Here is a 17317-nt window from a genome sequence, read left to right as displayed (position 1 = left end):
CTACCTCTTTTTGGGCAATAGAATCTATGAACTACAAATTTGACCCAAATCTCTTTTAAAATAAGTGATCTTTATCACAAGCAGGTATGGTATCAGCCAGCGATCAGTTCGATATCCTTGTTTAGGTAGCTAGTCAAGGTATCTGAAAACCGCTGGGCTTCCCATAGTTCGAGTGCAATATTTTCCTCTGCAAAAACCTGTATTTGGATTTTGGATGCCGTAGGGATGCAGTAGACGGTTTGCACCCATTGGTTTTTGGTTTTATCCAGGCCTATTGCAATCCTTAAAATGCCTGCCAGTAATTTGACTTGTTTTCGTTGTGTGGAAGATAATTTTTTAAACTTTTTATGTTTTTTTTTGGGACCTTTTTTCCGATGGTATCTTGCCAAATGACCCAATAGCAAGACCTCTTCGTTGGTAAATCCCCGGAGTTGGCTGTTGTTGATAAGGTACCGGGAATGTTTGTGGTAATCCTGGAATTTCACATAAAGTCCCACATCAAAAATAAGAGAAGCATGGTAAAGAAGACTTCGTTCCATATCTCCGGCCTGATGCAGGTGTTTGAGCTGGTCAAACAGCTGCAGGGCCAGCCCTGAAATGTGTTTCTTGGCATCCAACTCCGTTTCGAAGCGATTGGCCAGCCAAAAGCAACTTTTTTCTTTCAAGTTTTTCCCCTGGTTTTCCTCGCCAATTTGCAGCTTGTGTTTTTCGATGTACTGCAGGATCATGCCCTCGCGAAGAGAGGCATCCGAAATCGTAATCTTTTCGGTTTTGGCCATTTCGAGCAATGCTACCAGTAAAATCGCTCCAAGGTGAATCGCGTCTGCCCGATTGGAACTGATGCCTGGAATGGTGGCACGGATTTCGGGGCTGGCTGTTGATAATTTGTCCCGGAGTTTGATCAGGTCCTTTACGTGGATTTCTTCTGCGTTGACACTTTCAGGAGAAGGATTCTGGCTTTTTTCCAGGCAGGCTTCTGCCAGGGATCGGATGGTACCAGAGGTGCCCACGACTTTATCAAAACCCGTTTCCAATGCTTTTTCCATTATTTTCGACGCTGCCTGCCGAATGTGAAGATTTAATGCCTTTTCCTCTTTTTTTGACAATGGTTCCTGATGCCCCACTCTATCCAGCAAACGAAGCACTCCCAGTTTCATTGAGTTTCCAAAATAAACCTGATTTTCATCACCCACGACAGCTTCCGTACTGCCTCCCCCGATATCCAGTACCAGAACTTTTTCTTTTCTGATAGAGATCGCTTTTTTAACTGCCTTAAAAATCAGGCGAGACTCTTCCTTTCCTGAAATCAGCCTGGGAGAAATACCTGCCTCATGAATTAACCTGTCTAGAAATTCCCTACCGTTTTTTGCCTCACGGCTGGCACTGGTTGCGTTTACAATGATGTCATCCACACCGTACTGGTCAGCCAGTTGCACGTACCTTTTGATGGTTTCCACACCCATATCAAGGGCTTGTGGGCTCAGTTCGTTGTTCGCGAAAACGCCTGCTCCCAATTTGACCATGCTTTTTTCCTGCATTAAAATATCAAAACGACTTTCAGGTTGCAACTTCACGATGATCATGTGAATGCTGTTGGTACCGATATCTATTGCTGCCAGATTCATTTTTTCCTGGTTATTTCCAATATTCTTTGTTCATCAAGGCAATGTGGCGTATGGAGATTCCTTGTGGGCATTCCACCTCACAGGCTCCGGTATTGCTACAAGCCCCAAATCCCAGCTGGTCCATGGCCTTTACCATGTTTTGGGTTCTTTTTTTGTGCTCTATTTTCCCCTGAGGCAATTGAAACAAATGGCTGATTTTTGCCGCGGTGAACAAGGCCGCGCTTCCGTTTTTGCAGGAGGCTACACAAGCACCACATCCGATGCAGGAAGCGGCATCAAATGCACTTTCTACCTCGTCACTACTGATGCGCGTTTGATTTGCTTCCGGTGCTTGTCCGGTAGATACCGAAATGTATCCCCCCGAGGCAATTATATTGTCCAACGCCTGCCGGTCTACCCGTAGGTCTTTTTTGATAGGGAAAGCGGATGAGCGGAAAGGTTCCACGTAAATAGTTTCCCCGTCTTTGAAGGATCGCATGTGCAATTGGCAGGTACTGGTTTGGTCTAAAGGTCCATGCGCTCTTCCATTAATAAAAAGGCCGCATTGCCCACAAATTCCTTCCCGGCAATCAGAATCAAAAGAAACCGGATTTTCTCCTCTAAGAATTAAGGTTTCGTTTAATTGATCCAACATTTCCAGAAAGGAAGTGTCTGCGGAGATATCCTTAACCTCGTAATCAACCAGCTTCCCTTTGGTTTTGGGATTTTCCTGCCGCCAGATTTTTAATTTGAAATTCATTACTTGTAACTCCTTTCGGTAGGTTTTGTAAACTCAAAATGTAATGGTTCCTTGATAAGCACCGGGCTTGGATCTCCTGATTTCCAACAGGAAATAAAGGCATAATCCCGGTCATTTCTTTTGGCCTCTCCATCCGCGGTCTGGTATTCTTCCCTAAAATGGGCACCACAGGATTCTTCTCTGCTCAACGCATCAATACACATTAATTCGCCTATTTCCAGGTAATCGGCCACCCTGCCGGCTTTTTCCAGTTCCTCGTTAATACCGTTTTCATTTTGAGGGATTTTTAAATCCTGGTAAAATTCCTGCCGAAGGCTGCGAATTGCCTCGATCGCAGCAGTAAGCCCCTTTTCGGTTCTGGAAAGACCGCATTTGTCATAGAGAATTTTGCCAAGTTCCCGGTGAAAGTGATCCACTGTTTTGCTGCCGTTTATTTGGCATAATTCCCTGAGCTGCGTTCTCATTTGGTTTTCACTTTCTTCAAAGGCGGCAGTATTTGTATCTGGTTTTTCACTTTTACTCAGTTGGGCCAGGTAATGGGGCAGGGTTTGTGGCAAAATGTAGTAGCCGTCTACGCACGCCTGAAGCAGGGAGTTTGCCCCCAGTCGGTTGGCTCCGTGGTCTGAAAAATTAGCTTCCCCAATGACATACAAGCCGGAAATGCTGGAACTGAGTTCATAGTCCACCCAAAGACCTCCCATGGAAAAATGGGCTGCAGGCGAAATCATCATGGGCTGCTCGTAGGCATTAATGCCAGTAATTTTTTCGTACATGGTGAAAAGGTTTCCGTATTTTTTTACGATCGTCTCTTTTCCCTGATTGGCAATCGCATCCTTGAAATCCAGGTAAACGGCGTTTTTTAAAGGACCCACTCCATGTCCGGCATCAATCCGCTCCTTGGCAGCTCTGGATGCGATGTCTCGCGGGGCCAGGTTACCGAAAGAAGGATATCTTCTCTCTAAATAATAATCCCGGTCTTCTTCCGGAATATCCTGGGGCTTTCGGTTTTCATTTTTAACCCGTGGGGTCCATATTCTGCCGTCGTTTCGCAGGGATTCGGACATGAGTGTCAGTTTGGACTGATGGTTTCCAGATTGAGGCAGACAGGTCGGATGGATCTGCGTCCAACTGGGACAGGAAGCCCAAGCCCCTTTTTTATGAGCCCGCCAGATGGCTGATCCATTGCAACCCATGGCCAGGGTAGACAAATAGTAAATTTTTCCAAATCCTCCGGTAGCCAATACGACAGCATGCGCCCCGTGCCGGCTGATTTCTCCTGTATCCAGGTTTCGCACCAAAATCCCTTTGGCTACACCATTTTCCGTGACCAGATCTAGCATTTCGTGCCGGCTGTAACAGGTAACCTTACCCAAATGAACCTGACGCATCATAGCCTGATAGGCTCCTAGAAGAAGCTGCTGACCCGTCTGTCCTCTCGCATAAAATGTCCGGCTTACCTGAACGCCGCCAAAAGACCGGTTGCTGAGATACCCACTGTATTCCCGGGCAAAAGGCACTCCCTGTGCTACTGCCTGATCAATGAGCGAGGCAGAGCATTCGGCTAGGCGGTAGACATTTGCTTCCCGGGAACGAAAATCTCCCCCTTTCAACGTGTCATAAAACATCCGAAATACGCTATCACCGTCGTTTTTGTAATTTTTCATAGCATTTACGCCGCCTTGTGCTGCTACCGAATGGGCCCTTCTGGGGGAGTCCTGGAAGCAAAAACTGGTCACCTGGTAACCAAGTTCTGCCAGCGAAGCGGCTGCCGAAGCTCCGGAAAGTCCGGTTCCTATCACCAGAATCCGGTAGTTTTTCCGGTTGTTAGGACTCACCAAACGGGCCTGGGTTTTGAAATTACTCCATTTATCCTTTAAGTCTCCTTCTGGAATTTTAGCTAATGGGGTCGTCGCGGTGTCTGTGCTGAAATACATGAAAACTATTTTACTGCTGTTATAGATTAATAATACTAAAATATCTCCAGTGTTCCCAATGCAAGGCCCAGGGATATGAATTTATTGCCGAGACGGCTATTGTAACTCCTGTCACCGATTGGATGATTTTTCCTTACTAATTTTACCTTGTAAAACTGAAAACCAGTTTTAGTTGAAAATGCCCCTCCCTTAGGTATTTTTGGGTTTGGATACTGGAAGCTTGGATTTCTGACCGGCCTCTTTGAAGTGTACTGTTCTTTCCTAATTAGGAGTGGTTTGAATTTCACAAAATAAATGGTTGTTATGTATTGCGTATAAATAATGGAAAAATACATTAAAATAATAGCGGACGCCTACTACGGATATTTCACCTACCTGGTGGATGAGATCATGTATCCTTCCTGGAATAATTATTTCTGGTGGTTGATTGGTCTTTCCCTGGCGGTGTGGTTGCTGGAGTTGGTTTTTCCCTGGAGAAAAAGTCAGCCTGCTTTACGAAAGGATTTCTGGCTGGATGGGTTTTACATGTTTTTTAACTTTTTCCTATTTTCTTTGATTGCCTACAATGCGATTTCCAATGTAGCGGTGGAGGCTTTCAATGATTTCCTTGGCCTATTTGGGATTACTAATCTGGTTGCCCTAGAGGTCGGTTCCTGGCCCAGGTGGGCGCAATTTGGTTTGTTATTCGTTTTAGCGGATTTTATTCAATGGAACGTTCATCGTATGTTGCACCGGGTTCCTGCGCTTTGGGAATTTCATAAAGTACATCATTCCGTAGAGCAAATGGGATTTGCAGCTCACCTGAGGTTTCACTGGATGGAAACCATTCTTTACAAAAGTGCCCAATACATTCCCCTGGCCATGATTGGGTTTGGCCTGACAGACTTCTTTTTGGTGCATATTTTCACCACGGCGATTGGACATCTAAATCATGCCAACCTCAGAATAACCTACGGACCGTTGAAATACCTGTTAAATAACCCCATAATGCACATCTGGCATCATGCCAAAACCCTTCCTAAAGGATCTTATGGGGTGAATTACGGACTGACCCTAAGTATTTGGGATTATTTATTTGGCACCGCTTACATTCCTCACGAAGGAAGGGACATTCCCTTAGGTTTTGATGGCATGGAAAAATTCCCAAAGACATTTTGGGAACAGATAGCTTACCCATACAAGAAAAAAAGGTGATTTTTAGCTATCTTTCTGCCCATTCAATCCTCAATCCGATGAAATACCTATTGTTAAGTAGCACCTTGCTTTTTTTTATTTCAGTCCGGCTGCAAGCTCAGATAGGGGCTTCGTCTCCCCATAAACCGGGGTACCGACTCGTTTGGGCGGATGATTTTTCTGGAAAGGGTGCACCGGATCACCGGTTTTGGTCATTTGAACATGGTTTTAAACGGAATGAGGAGCTACAGTGGTACCAACCTGATAATGCCCGTTTGGAAAAGGGATTGTTACTTATCGAGGGAAGACGGGAGAGGGTAAAAAACCCGGGTTTTGAAGATGGAAGTCGGGACTGGAAAAAGAACCGGCCTTTTTCGCGATACACCTCTTCCAGTATCCACACCCTGGGAAAGTTTTCCTTTCAGTATGGACTTTTGGAAGTAAGAGCAAAAATAGATACCGCCTCCGGGCTTTGGCCAGCTATCTGGACCCTCGGCGTGGAAGGACCCTGGCCAGCAAACGGAGAAATCGATGTGATGGAATATTACCTGGCAAATGGTGAACCCACTATTCTAGCCAATGCGGCATGGGCCCATCCGGAAAAGCGGGCTGCATGGGATGAATCTAAAGTTCCACTATCCGACCTTTTACAAAAAGATCCGGAATGGCCTGATAAATTTCATGTCTGGAAGTTGGACTGGACAGCTGAATACATAAAAATTTACCTGGATGACATGTTGATTAACGAGGTAGATGTTACCGAAACGGTTAATCCGGATGGAACGAACCCCTTTCATCAGCCACATTACTTATTGTTAAATCTAGCCATTGGGAGTAATGGGGGGAATCCGGATTCCACGGCCTTTCCAGTTACCTATCAGGTGGATTATGTGAGGGTATATCAAAAAGAATAAACCTAATTCAATAATTGATTATTTGTCAGAAAAGAAAACCTGCATCGAATTTTTCCCAAGGTTTTTATTTCCCCTGCTTTTCCTTCGATTCCGGGCCGTGATCTTTTTGGTAGTGACTTAATAACAAATCGCCACCAAAGTCATTTTGGAGGTCTCGGATGACGGTATGTACGTGATTGGCATTATTCTGAATGTTATCGTATTCGATCAGCAAATCCGCTCCCTGTATGCGGTAATAATGAGGTTCTCCAACGGAATTGATTTCACTTCCTGCCCATGCAAATGCAAAACTTCCCCAGCCTTGCTCTATGATCCGATCCTGAAGTAGTCCTTGGTAAGCGGGCGTGAACCTGGAGAGGTAAAGGGTTATCAGTTCCTGAAATAGTTTCTGCTGTTCCGGATTGAGCGCGGAATACTGTATGCCAATTGGTTGCAAAAGTTGGGCATTGCGATCATTGGATGTGATGATGTCAAAAGGGGCTTTATCCGCGAAGATAGCGGTACTTTTCTGCGTTTTCGTTAATGAATGTAGCATAGCGAATCCCATATTGGTTTCGTTTGCCAGAACCTGTCGGTTCATTTCCGGGCCAGAGAGGACCAAAGCTGGATTGGAGCCCATAAAGGAAGGTGTCGAAGAGACAATGGTATGTCTGTCAGAGGAAAAATTAAGCGACAAATGGTGGCCTTCCAGGCGCCAGCCCCATTCTTTTGTCCCACCAGGATTTCCAAAAACACTAAAATGGTAATTTAAAGGATCTCGGTAATCGTCATTGGCAGGCCGGTTTTCAACCTCCCGAAGTATATTTTCCAGCGTAAAAATGGCTTCTGTTCTTTCAACTCCTGGTTCTCCAAGGGAAGCATGCATCAGGGCCAGAGCTGCTGCTTTCTGCTGCTCATTAAAATCGTGAAAGGTTGGTCCCTTTCTTTCTCTGGGGACAAAATGCCAGTTGAACCTTTCTTCATGGTCAAAGGGAAAACAGGCTTTCTCTTTCAGTTCGGTGTCCAAGCTCCCGATAAATTCCTTTGCCAAAGGGGCCAAATCCTGTGAAGAACTGTGCGCTATAGAACCCAATAAGGAAAACAGGCAAAGGGGAATTTTGAGTAGGTATGTCATAAGGGTAGGGTTAATTGATAATAGGATGAAAAGGTTAATTTCCAATCAGTTACTAGTATTCCAATAAATTTTAAGGTTACCTGTAGCTCTCCCAGAGGCAATAATTTCGGGTTTTCCATCGCCATTGAGATCGGCTACTTTCAGGTCTTCGCAAGCCATGCCATTTTTATCCACCCAATGCTCCTGCCAGGAATTATCTGGTAAGGAATAAAAGAGTTTAATCCCTGTTTCCCCAGAATCATTTGGCTCTCTCCATCCAATGACAATCTGGTCTTTTCCCATGCCAAGTAAATCGCCAGTAGCCAGGCCATGCCCCTGATTCATGGCGGCTGTCAGCACCTGTCGGTTTAGGTTTTCCCTGGAAAAATTGTTGTTCTTCGGAAGGTAGGCTGAGAGGGTTGGCCCGTGAAAAGGCTCAACTCCTGTCAAGAATTGATGCCCAGAAGCCGTTTTACCTACACGTATTTCTCCGAAACCATAATCATTGACCAGCCAGGCCCCGTTTGGATGAGGTTCCCATTGATCGTTAGAAAAATGAAATGCTTTGACACCTTCTTTACCGCCAATGTATAAGGATTCGCCCTGGTTGTCATGGGGTACAATTTCCATGTTATGAGTGATGTGCATGGATTGGTCGATTACCCAATGGCTCCAGTCTCTTCCTTCCGTGTCCTGCATTTCGTAACCGATTACCTTTACCCCTGCGCCTTCACCACCGGAGTTTCCACGACCATGTAGGGGAAGCATGATCAGGTGGAAGAGGCCACTTTTTGCCTTTATCCAGCGCATGCGGTGGACAGTAGGTTCATGGTGAAGTTTCACGGGTTCCCACTTTTGGGTGGGATCTTTCGGGCGCATCAAATAGTGCACCGATCCTGATTGGATTTCATCAGTCGTTTCGCCGGGATTCCATTGGGCGCCAACTGCCACTTCCACTTGCCCGTCTCCATTAATATCTCTGGCCGCAATGCACACGTTATCGCGTTGGGTTAGGTTGTCTATCATGACGAACCGCTTCCAGTCTCCGTTTCTATACCAGACGAATTGTTTTTTATCAGCCAACAAAATGTCGGGTTTGCCATCTCCGTCGACATCCCCGATGGCCAGACCATAGCCTATTTCGACTTGTTCATCCAGTACCTGGGTTTTAAAGGAGGGATTTGGGTCATTACTGAAAGCATTTATTACTACCAGGGAGAAGAGCCAATGTACCATGCTGTTTGGTTTGGGTTTATGTTTGAATAAATTTAACCAAAAAATTGATAAATGACTACCTGTCTGACGGTAAGAAGATTAAATTACTGGCTGACCTGATTTCAGAAACAAATTTATTGCTTCGGGAATATCCACTTTTCCGGCAAGTATTTCAAATATTTGTCGGCCTTCGATAGCAGGATCCAGCATGTGTACCAAAACCGCAGCCACATCCTCTCTGGAAATCTCTCCTTTTTCATTAAACACTGCGGAAATCTTTATTTTTCCGGTGTAGGGGCCATTCGTTAGTTTTCCTGGGCGAACGATGGCAAAGGGCAGGGAAGAAGATTTCAAATACTCGTCCGCTGCTTTTTTTGCCATCAGGTAATGTTGCATGGATTCATCTGCTTTTTCGGCATTTTCAACTCCTCTGGCGCTCAACATTACAAATTTTTTTACCTGCTGCTGCATAGCCAGGTCCATGCTTTTGATCGCCCCGAGTTTGTCCACTGCCAGGGTTTTTTCTTTACCAGTTTTAGAACCGGAACCGGCAGCAAAAATCACCTTGTCAATTCCTTTAAACGCTTCACTGAAGTCCTTTTCCAAATCTCCCAAAACGGTTTTTACACCTAATTTCTCAAAAAAGGCCTGCTGGGAGCTATCCCGAATCATGGCGACCGGAGAATAGCTAGGGTGAGAAACCAACCGTTTTGCTATCATGCGCCCAGTCGTACCGTTCGCTCCAATAATCAATACTTTTTCCATATCTTCAGTAGTTATTTGTTTTCCAAATTTTGACCAAAAATTGTTCCAAGTACTGTGCAATTGCAAATTTCAGGATGGATTTTCTATCCCATTTGCCAGAAATCAGGATGGGTAGAGTTTATTCAAAATCCCATTTATGATTTCGCGCATGGCCGGTTCTGCTTTGGCCGCAGCACGTAATACATCATTTAAATCAATTTTTTTAATATTTCCGGGGCTTCCCAGGTCGGTTATTGCAGACAGGGCAAAAACCCTCATTCCAGAATGAACCGCTACCTGCACTTCTGGAACCGTGCTCATACCCACAGCATCAGCACCAAGGATTCTAAGATAGCGGTATTCTGCAGGGGTTTCCAGATTGGGGCCCTGAACCCCGGCATAGACACCCTGATGAATGGGAATGTCTTTTTCTCTGGCAATCTCTAGCGCCCATTCGATAAACGTCGGAAAGTAGGCCTGACTCATATCTGGAAACCTGTCACCGAATTGCCCCAGGTTGGGTCCCCGAAGGGGATTTTCAGGGAATAAATCTATATGATCCTGAATAAGCAGTATATCCCCCACCTTTTGGACGGGATTCAATCCCCCGGAAGCATTGGAAATTAGGAGATTGAGGACCCCCAGTTTTCGCAGGATGCGAATGGGAAAGGTAACCTCTTTCATGGAATAACCTTCGTAATAATGGAACCTGCCTTTCATAGCAAGGATGGTTTTTGTGCCCCATTTGCCAATAATTAATTTGCCATGATGAGACGTAACGGTAGAAAGGGGAAAATAGGGGATATCTTCGTAGGGGATTTCTTTTATTGGCTCGATATCATTGACCAGGCTTCCCAGACCGGTTCCCAAAATGATTCCGGTTTCAGGTATATCCTTAAGAAAAGGGGAAAGGAAATTCACCGCGTGAGTAATTTTGTCGGTGTAAGTGATTTCTGGTTCTTTACGCATGATCAATTGAAAGAGCGAATAATGACTGGAGGAAATGCCCAACGGTTAACAACCAAATATAACAATTCGGAAACTTTATGGGGGCCTCGTTTGTATTTATGTAACTTAAATCAATACTATATGATCAAAATTATAGTAAGCACCAACAGGAAAAATGCTGTTTCGGCAAAATTGGCCGAGTTATATCAAGAAATACTGAGTCAAAATGGTGCGGAGAGCGAAATCATTAACCTGACCGAATTACCGGATGATTTTGTATTTACTGCACTCTATGAGAATAATGGCAAAAATAAAGCCTATAACTCCATTCATAATCGTGTTAAAAGCGGGCAGAAATACGTTTTCATTGTTCCGGAATACAATGGTTCTTTTCCAGGGATTTTGAAGTCTTTTATAGACGGAATGACCTACCCAAATAGTTTCAGGTCGAAGAAATGTGCCCTGGTGGGAATTTCCTCAGGTATCGGAGGTGGCAGCATTGGGCTAAGCCACCTGACCGATATTTTTAATTACCTGGGAATGCATGTCCTGGCCAATAAAATCAAATTGGCCAAAATTGAAGAAAACATGACCGAAGGCCACCTTTCAAATAAATTATACATCAGCCTACTACAAGAACAGGCCCGATTGCTGATTGATTTTTAAAGTTAATCTACGTTGTCGTGTAAGAACCGGTTATTGCTAATTATCTCGTTATCGTCATTGAGGTTAAACTTGGAAAGGCTTCTTTCAGAGCTATGTTGGACTTCATGAAGTTTGATATTTTTCCTTTGGTAGGCAGGAACTTCCAGTTTTTCCTTAAACTCTTCCGGAGTCTGGTTTATTGAACGCATTTGACGTAACTTTTCAAACCTATCATGAGCTCGCTTCAAGGCCTTTTCCTTGATTTGTTCAAAATAATCGTTTTGATAGATGTTGTTTTCCTCTTTTTCTTTCGTTCTTTCATTGGTACTCGCTCTTTCGGGAGTATCAAATAAGGTCAGTACCTTTTTTTGCTGCGGAGCAGGTTCGCGGGAAACATATTCAAATTCCTCAGCCTCATCTTCTGGATCTTTCTTTGTGGGCTCTGATTGGGCTGCGTTCTGGGAATTGGATTCGTTGGTTGGGTTCCGTTCTTCGGTAGTCTCTTCTTCCGCTTCCGCTGCGGGCTGAGGGGGTTGTTTGACGGTGAAATTCACATTTTGCCCTGCACTTACTTCTTCGTCTACTTTCGAAGTTTTGCCGGACTCTAAATGGATCACTTTTTTTGATAGGTCCTCCTCTTTTTTCTTTTGCTGCATGAAATTTTTGTCAGCCAAAGAATCGGTTTCAAAACCTGTAGCAATTACTGTTACCCGAATGGCTTTTTTCAGATCCGGATCGATGCCTTGTCCAAAAATCACATCCGCCATGTCTCCGGCTCTGTCTTGGATGTATTCGGTAATTTCCACCAACTCATCCATGGAAAGTTCTTCGTCTTCTCCGGACATAATGGAAAGGAGGATTTTTTCGGCTCCTTTGATGTCCACATTGTTGAGCAAGGGAGAAGATATGGCTTTTTCTGCGGCTTTGATGGCACGGTCTTCCCCTTCCTCCATGGCTGAACCCATTACTGCTGCTCCTGCATCTTTCATGACGGTTTTGACATCTTCAAAATCGACGTTGACATCTTGGGTTTCGGTGATGATTTCTGCGATAGACTTGGCTGCCGTGCTCAAAATGTTGTCCGCTTTGCCAAAAGCCTGGCGGATGGGCAGGTTGCCGTAAATTTCCCTGAGTTTATCGTTGAGGATGACCAGTACCGTGTCGCAATTTTCCCGAAGGGCTTCGATCCCAGCTTGTGCCGAAAATGTTTTTTTTCTTCCTTCAAATACAAAAGGAGCGGTGACGATACCGACCGTAAGAATATCCATGTCCTTAGCGATCTTTGCTATTACAGGAGCCGCGCCAGTTCCGGTACCTCCGCCCATTCCGGCGGTAATGAATACCATTTTGGTGTTGTCTTCCAGTAATTTACGGATTTCTTCCTTACTTTCCAGGGCTGCATTTTTTCCCTTTTCCGGGTTGGCACCGGCTCCCAGTCCCTCGGTGAGATGGGCGCCGATTTGTAGTTTTAATGGCACCGGACTGCTTTTGAGGGCCTGGGAATCCGTATTGACGACAACGAATTCCACATCTTTTATGCCTTGGTTGAACATGTGGTTTACGGCATTGGAACCACCTCCTCCTACACCGATGACCTTTATGATCGATCGGTGATTTTTTTGAATATCAAATGAATAGTCTTTCATGATGTATGCTTTTTCTGCCTTGGGCTAGTGTTTGCGGTATGGTTGATTAATAATGTTCGTTTTCATCACTGATATCATCGGTGATGAAGTTTTTTAATTTTTTGGTAATGGAGCCAAAGATATCCCTTCCCATATGATCCGGTCGGTACCCTTTCCTTGCAGGTATATTACCGGTGGTTTCTTTCAGTCTATAGGTATCTTCCCGGTCATCCAGGGCTTTGAAGCCGGCCAACACCAAGCCTACGGTGGTGGCATACATGGGACTTTTTACATCTTCTATTTTGGATTTGCCCAGGTGTTCATTGGGATAGCCTATCCGCGTATCCAGGCCCGTCAGGTATTCAAATAAAGGACCTACGCCGTGTAGCAGGGATCCGCCGCCTGTCAGAACTATTCCCCCAGCCAGTTTTTTGTAAACCCCGCTGGTGGCAATTTCAGATTGTACCATTTCAACGATCTCCTCCATACGGGCTTGAATGATGGAAGCCAGATTTTTAACTGAGATCTCTTTGGGCGGGCGGTTTCGCAAGCCGGGGATGGATACAATCTCATTGGGATTGGCTTCCTCAGCGATTGCCTTTCCGAATTTGGTTTTCAACAGTTCTGCCTGATGCTGCATGACCATGCAGCCCTCCTTGATATCAGCTGTTATGATGTTGCCACCAAATGGAATGACTGCCGTATGCCGGATGATATTTTCGTAAAAGATGGCCACATCTGTGGTACCGCCTCCGATATCTACCAGACATACGCCGGCCTCTTTGTCCAAATCACTGAGCACGGAAAGTGAACTGGCCAAAGGCTCCAGGATCAGGGCTTTGGATAGAAGGCTGGCCCGTTTTACACATCGATCGATGTTGTTTATTGCTGCTGATTGGGCAGTGATGATGTGAAAATCGGCTTCCAACCTGGCACCGGACATCCCCACCGGATCCCGAATACCTTCTTCATAGTCTACGGTATAGTCCTGAGGCATTACGTGAATGATGCTGTTTCCGGGAGGAACGACGATGTTTTCCATATCGTTGGCCAGTCTTCGGACGTCCTCTACGGTAATTTCATCGTCTTTGGGATTTCGGATGATGACTCCATGGTGAATAGCGCTTCTGATATGTTGCCCGGCGATGCCTACAATCACCTCTCCAATGTCGACATTCGACATTTCAGAAGCTTCATTGACGGCCTTGGTGATGGCGTTGACGGTTTTGTCGATATTAGTGACGATGCCTCTTATCACGCCATCGGATACCGCCTTTCCCATACCTAAAACTTCCAGTTTTCCATATTCGTTTTTGCGTCCGATAATCGCGCAGATTTTCGTCGTACCTATATCCAGTCCTACAATGAGTTTTTCGTTTTCCATAGCGCTAACAGTTATTCACAAATGATTTGATCCTTATATTTTACATTTACCCGATCGTAAGTATTCCATCCTTTCTCGGGAAGAATTTTCTTATAATAGGTTTTAATTTTTCTAAATTTTATTTCGATATTTTCCGGTTTACCGAACTCAATAACTTGCTTTCCTACTTGCTGGTGGAGGTTGATGTCTCCATTCCCTAATAATTCCAGGGAACTGATCTGAGCTGACCAAAATGGGTCCTGACTGATAAATTGGATAAGTGCCAGTAACCTGGATTCTTGCTCCGACAAATCATCCAACTTCAATAAGCGCTCCGCCCTTGCCCCAGTAAGGATCAGCACCCTGCTTGTGTAATTGGCAGAGGTGGGCAATATCTTCCCTTTGGTGCTGATATAGCCATCAGCAGCCTTGGGCCTGACAATTCTTGCCATCGGGACATGCTGACTCACTTTTACCATAATTTCTCCTTTCAAATCCCTGAAAACTTCGGCCTTTCTGACAAAGGGATGAGCTTCTACTTTTTTTTCCATCTCATTAATGGAAACTTCACTTAAAGTGGCCATCTTTTCCAGGCCAGGAAAGGCACTGGTTAACAAGCTGGCGACCTCTTTTTCGTCCACAAAATAGACATCACTCACTCCTTCCACGTAAACTTCCAACCCTGTGATCGTATGTGACCCGGCTTTATGCTCTATAAAGGCAATAAACCCAGAGAGTACCAGCCCCACCAAAACAAGGAGGATGGGTTTTTTTATTTTTCTATCTCTAAGCTTTGTCATCTGCTATCCATTTTGCTATTGGTTCTACCAAACGATCTATATCACCTGCCCCAATAGTTACCAATACTTCAGGGCGCTGCTGCTTCAGATAGGGCAGAAGGGCTTCTTTCGAAAGCACCTGCTTTTTCGGGCAGTTTATTTCAGGTAGCAACATGCTTGCCGTCACACCTTCAATGGGCAATTCCCTGGCTGGATAAATGTCGAGCAGGATGACCTCATCGGCCAAAGAAAGGCTTTCGGAAAAACCGGCTGCAAAATCCCTGGTTCGGGTAAATAAATGAGGCTGAAATACCGCGGTAAGCTTTTTCGAAGGATACATCGCCTTGACGGAAGTCAAAAAGGACCTGATCTCCTCCGGATGGTGGGCATAATCATCTATGTAAGTGATTTTATCACTCGAATGAATGCATTCAAACCTTCTTTTTACGCCTTTGTAGGTGGCAATTCCTTCTTTAATGGCCTCCTTGGATAACCCGAAATACCGGGCGACAGCAATAGCAGCTACCGCATTTTCAATGTTATGAAAACCGGGTACATGTAATTTTAGTCCCTCAATGCGGTCATCCTCGGAAAGGTAATCAAATGAAAAAGCTACGGTACCGGCCTTGATGTTTTCTGCACGGACCCTTCCGGCATCGAGGCCGTAGGTGCTGACAGCGACTTTTCCAAAATCCCTCTCCTTAATTTTTTCATAGGCACCATGATGGATAAACAGGTGTCCATCCGGGCTTGTCAGTCCTATAAAAGCTAAGAATCCGTCCAGAAATTGATTCGGATCGCCATAAATGTCCAAGTGATCGGGATCGATGCTCGTTACAATGCTCACATTAGGGTGCAATTGAAGAAAAGAGCGGTCGAATTCATCGGCTTCCACCACTACCAGCGGGGCTTCCTGGCTCCCTTCATCGTGCAAGATCAGGTTGCTTTGATAATTTTGCGTGAGGCCTCCCAGGAAAGCTGCTGTATTTCTACCGGCATTCTTGAGTAGATGTGCAATCATGGAGGAGGTGGTGGTTTTGCCGTGGGTGCCTGCTACGGCTACCGTTTCCATGGATTTAGTAATCAGACCCAGTGCGGCAGATCGTTTCATCAACGGATAGGCCTGACTTTCGAAGTAGCGAAAAAGTTGGCTACTCTGCGGAACAGCCGGGGTCCAGATCACCAGTTTATTTTCGGTAGAGGAGCTAAATTCTTTGGGAATCTGTCTGCTGTCATCGGCATAGCTGATCTGCATGCCTTCCCTTTCCAGCGTCTCTGTGAGGGGAGACGGGGTCTTGTCATAACCATAAACAGGTATCCCAATGTGATTAAACCAGCGGGCGATGGCACTCATTCCGATCCCTCCGATTCCAAGAAAATAGACGCTATGTAAGTTGTGTAAATTCATTGTACCAGGGTTTCCATTACATGAACGATTTCCATTGCTGCATTTGGTTTCGAAAGCTGTTTAATGCTCTGCGACAAGGCCCGTTGTTTTTCCGGATTTTGTAGCAAGGAATGTACCATCGGTTCCAGGTTTTGAATGGCTTCGCTATCTTTAAGTAAAAGGGCTGCATCCTGGGACACAAAGGCCATGGCGTTTTTGGTTTGGTGGTCCTCAGCCACATTAGGCGAAGGGACAAAGATAACCGGTTTGCCCACAAGGCTCAATTCGGAAACCGAGAGGGCTCCTGACCTGGATATGACCATGTCTGCAGCGGCATAGGCAAGGTCCATTTCTTTAATAAATTCCTTGGGGAAAATATGCATCAAACCGGAATCCCTTACTTTTTTGACCACATTATCGTAATAATAGGTTCCCGTTTGCCAGAGTACCTGGTATCCGTTGGCTTCAAAACCGGCCATACTCTGCAGAAGCGCCTCATTAATGGTGCGCGCACCGAGACTTCCTCCTATAGAAAGAATCACCGGTTTTGTCGGATCCAGACCGAAATGCTCCAATCCTTTTTCTTTCTTGCCCTCCAGAGTCAAAATGTCCTTTCTTACAGGATTTCCCGTATAGTGGATCTTTCCTGCCGGAAAATAACGTTCCATACCAGGGTAGGCCACGCAGATGGCAGCCGCTTTTTTGGCCAGCAACTTATTGGTCAGCCCCGCATAGCTGTTTTGCTCCTGGATCAGGGTTGGTATTCCTTTTGCCTGAGCCGCGAAAAGTACCGGGCCACTTGCATATCCTCCAACCCCAACCACCAGATGGGGATTGAAGTTTTTGATTAATTTTCTTGCTTTTTGCAGGCTATCCAACACCTTGAAGGGAAAGCTTAGATTTTCAAGGGTAAACCTTCTTTGCAATCCGGCAATAGGCAAGCCTTCTATGGGATACCCTGCTTCCGGTACTTTTTGCATTTCCATTTTGTTTTCTGCACCCACGAATAATACCTCGCTTTCCGGATAGTTTTCATTCCAGGCTTTAGCAATGGCAATAGCGGGGTATATGTGGCCTCCTGTGCCACCCCCACTTATGATGATTCGATATGTCTCGGTGCTGTTTTTCAAAAT

The 17317-nt window shown here is 45.2% G+C and carries 16 protein-coding genes; 3 read left to right on the top strand and 13 right to left on the bottom strand.

The features are described from left to right. Positions 1-92: 92 nt before the first annotated feature. The 4 genes from GKS34_RS09750 to GKS34_RS09735 are packed head-to-tail and all read right to left on the bottom strand — an operon-like array spanning position 93 to position 4585. Positions 93-1625, bottom strand: a complete 1533-nt coding sequence (locus tag GKS34_RS09750; RefSeq protein WP_163384633.1) for a Ppx/GppA phosphatase family protein — start codon at positions 1623-1625, stop codon at positions 93-95. A gap of 10 nt (positions 1626-1635) precedes the next feature. Next, positions 1636-2364, bottom strand: a complete 729-nt coding sequence (locus GKS34_RS09745; RefSeq protein ID WP_163384632.1) for a succinate dehydrogenase/fumarate reductase iron-sulfur subunit — start codon at positions 2362-2364, stop codon at positions 1636-1638. After that, positions 2364-4298 (bottom strand): fumarate reductase/succinate dehydrogenase flavoprotein subunit, encoded by a 1935-nt coding sequence (locus tag GKS34_RS09740; RefSeq protein ID WP_163384631.1) that lies wholly within the window; start codon positions 4296-4298, stop codon positions 2364-2366. The genes GKS34_RS09745 and GKS34_RS09740 overlap by 1 nt, the downstream gene beginning before the upstream one ends. A gap of 35 nt (positions 4299-4333) precedes the next feature. Next, a complete protein-coding gene (locus GKS34_RS09735; protein WP_163384630.1) occupies positions 4334-4585 on the bottom strand; it encodes a hypothetical protein in 252 nt (83 codons plus the stop codon). A gap of 34 nt (positions 4586-4619) precedes the next feature. Between GKS34_RS09735 and GKS34_RS09730 the strand changes: the two genes are divergently transcribed. Further along, positions 4620-5492, top strand: coding sequence for a sterol desaturase family protein (locus GKS34_RS09730; RefSeq protein WP_163384629.1), 873 nt, complete (start codon positions 4620-4622; stop codon positions 5490-5492). Positions 5493-5530: 38 nt separating this feature from the next. Further along, positions 5531-6385 (top strand): glycoside hydrolase family 16 protein, encoded by an 855-nt coding sequence (locus tag GKS34_RS09725; RefSeq protein WP_163384628.1) that lies wholly within the window; start codon positions 5531-5533, stop codon positions 6383-6385. A gap of 64 nt (positions 6386-6449) precedes the next feature. On the opposite strand, the gene GKS34_RS09720 is transcribed toward GKS34_RS09725, so the two are convergent. From GKS34_RS09720 to GKS34_RS09705, 4 genes are all read right to left on the bottom strand, one after another. After that, the gene (locus GKS34_RS09720) at positions 6450-7499 is read right to left on the bottom strand and encodes a DUF3500 domain-containing protein (protein WP_163384627.1); all 1050 of its coding nucleotides are present in this window, start codon (positions 7497-7499) and stop codon (positions 6450-6452) included. 45 nt (positions 7500-7544) lie between these two features. After that, positions 7545-8714 (bottom strand): FG-GAP-like repeat-containing protein, encoded by a 1170-nt coding sequence (locus tag GKS34_RS09715; protein WP_163384626.1) that lies wholly within the window; start codon positions 8712-8714, stop codon positions 7545-7547. Positions 8715-8792: 78 nt separating this feature from the next. Beyond that, positions 8793-9458, bottom strand: coding sequence for an SDR family oxidoreductase (locus GKS34_RS09710; RefSeq protein WP_163384625.1), 666 nt, complete (start codon positions 9456-9458; stop codon positions 8793-8795). A 102-nt stretch (positions 9459-9560) separates the two neighbouring features. Further along, positions 9561-10406, bottom strand: a complete 846-nt coding sequence (locus GKS34_RS09705) for a purine-nucleoside phosphorylase (RefSeq protein ID WP_163384624.1) — start codon at positions 10404-10406, stop codon at positions 9561-9563. A 120-nt stretch (positions 10407-10526) separates the two neighbouring features. On the opposite strand from GKS34_RS09705, the gene GKS34_RS09700 reads away from it, so the two are divergent. Next, entirely contained in the window at positions 10527-11051 is a 525-nt protein-coding gene (locus tag GKS34_RS09700; protein ID WP_163384623.1) for an NADPH-dependent FMN reductase, read from the top strand. 2 nt (positions 11052-11053) lie between these two features. On the opposite strand, the gene ftsZ is transcribed toward GKS34_RS09700, so the two are convergent. Genes ftsZ through murG form a run of 5 tightly spaced genes read right to left on the bottom strand, consistent with a single transcriptional unit; the run spans position 11054 to position 17314 of the window. Further along, complete coding sequence (gene ftsZ, locus GKS34_RS09695; protein ID WP_163384622.1) at positions 11054-12676, bottom strand: cell division protein FtsZ; 1623 nt, start codon at positions 12674-12676, stop codon at positions 11054-11056. Between the two features lie 46 nt (positions 12677-12722). Further along, entirely contained in the window at positions 12723-14039 is a 1317-nt protein-coding gene (gene ftsA, locus GKS34_RS09690) for a cell division protein FtsA (protein WP_163384621.1), read from the bottom strand. An 11-nt stretch (positions 14040-14050) separates the two neighbouring features. Next, positions 14051-14818: a cell division protein FtsQ/DivIB gene (locus tag GKS34_RS09685; protein ID WP_163384620.1), complete on the bottom strand. Its 768-nt coding sequence runs from the start codon at positions 14816-14818 to the stop codon at positions 14051-14053. Beyond that, on the bottom strand, positions 14805-16205 hold the full coding sequence (gene murC / locus GKS34_RS09680) for a UDP-N-acetylmuramate--L-alanine ligase (protein WP_163384619.1): 1401 nt from the start codon (positions 16203-16205) through the stop codon (positions 14805-14807). Before murC ends, GKS34_RS09685 begins: the two co-directional genes overlap by 14 nt. Continuing rightward, positions 16202-17314 (bottom strand): undecaprenyldiphospho-muramoylpentapeptide beta-N-acetylglucosaminyltransferase, encoded by a 1113-nt coding sequence (gene murG, locus GKS34_RS09675; protein ID WP_240459261.1) that lies wholly within the window; start codon positions 17312-17314, stop codon positions 16202-16204. Before murG ends, murC begins: the two co-directional genes overlap by 4 nt. Positions 17315-17317: the final 3 nt, after the last annotated feature.

Origin of the sequence: Cyclobacterium jeungdonense (genome assembly GCF_010994275.1) — a bacterium.
Taxonomy (GTDB): Bacteria; Bacteroidota; Bacteroidia; order Cytophagales; family Cyclobacteriaceae; genus Cyclobacterium; species Cyclobacterium jeungdonense.
Note: the sequence above shows the minus strand (reverse complement) of the source record. Positions and strands in the feature narration are given on the sequence as shown.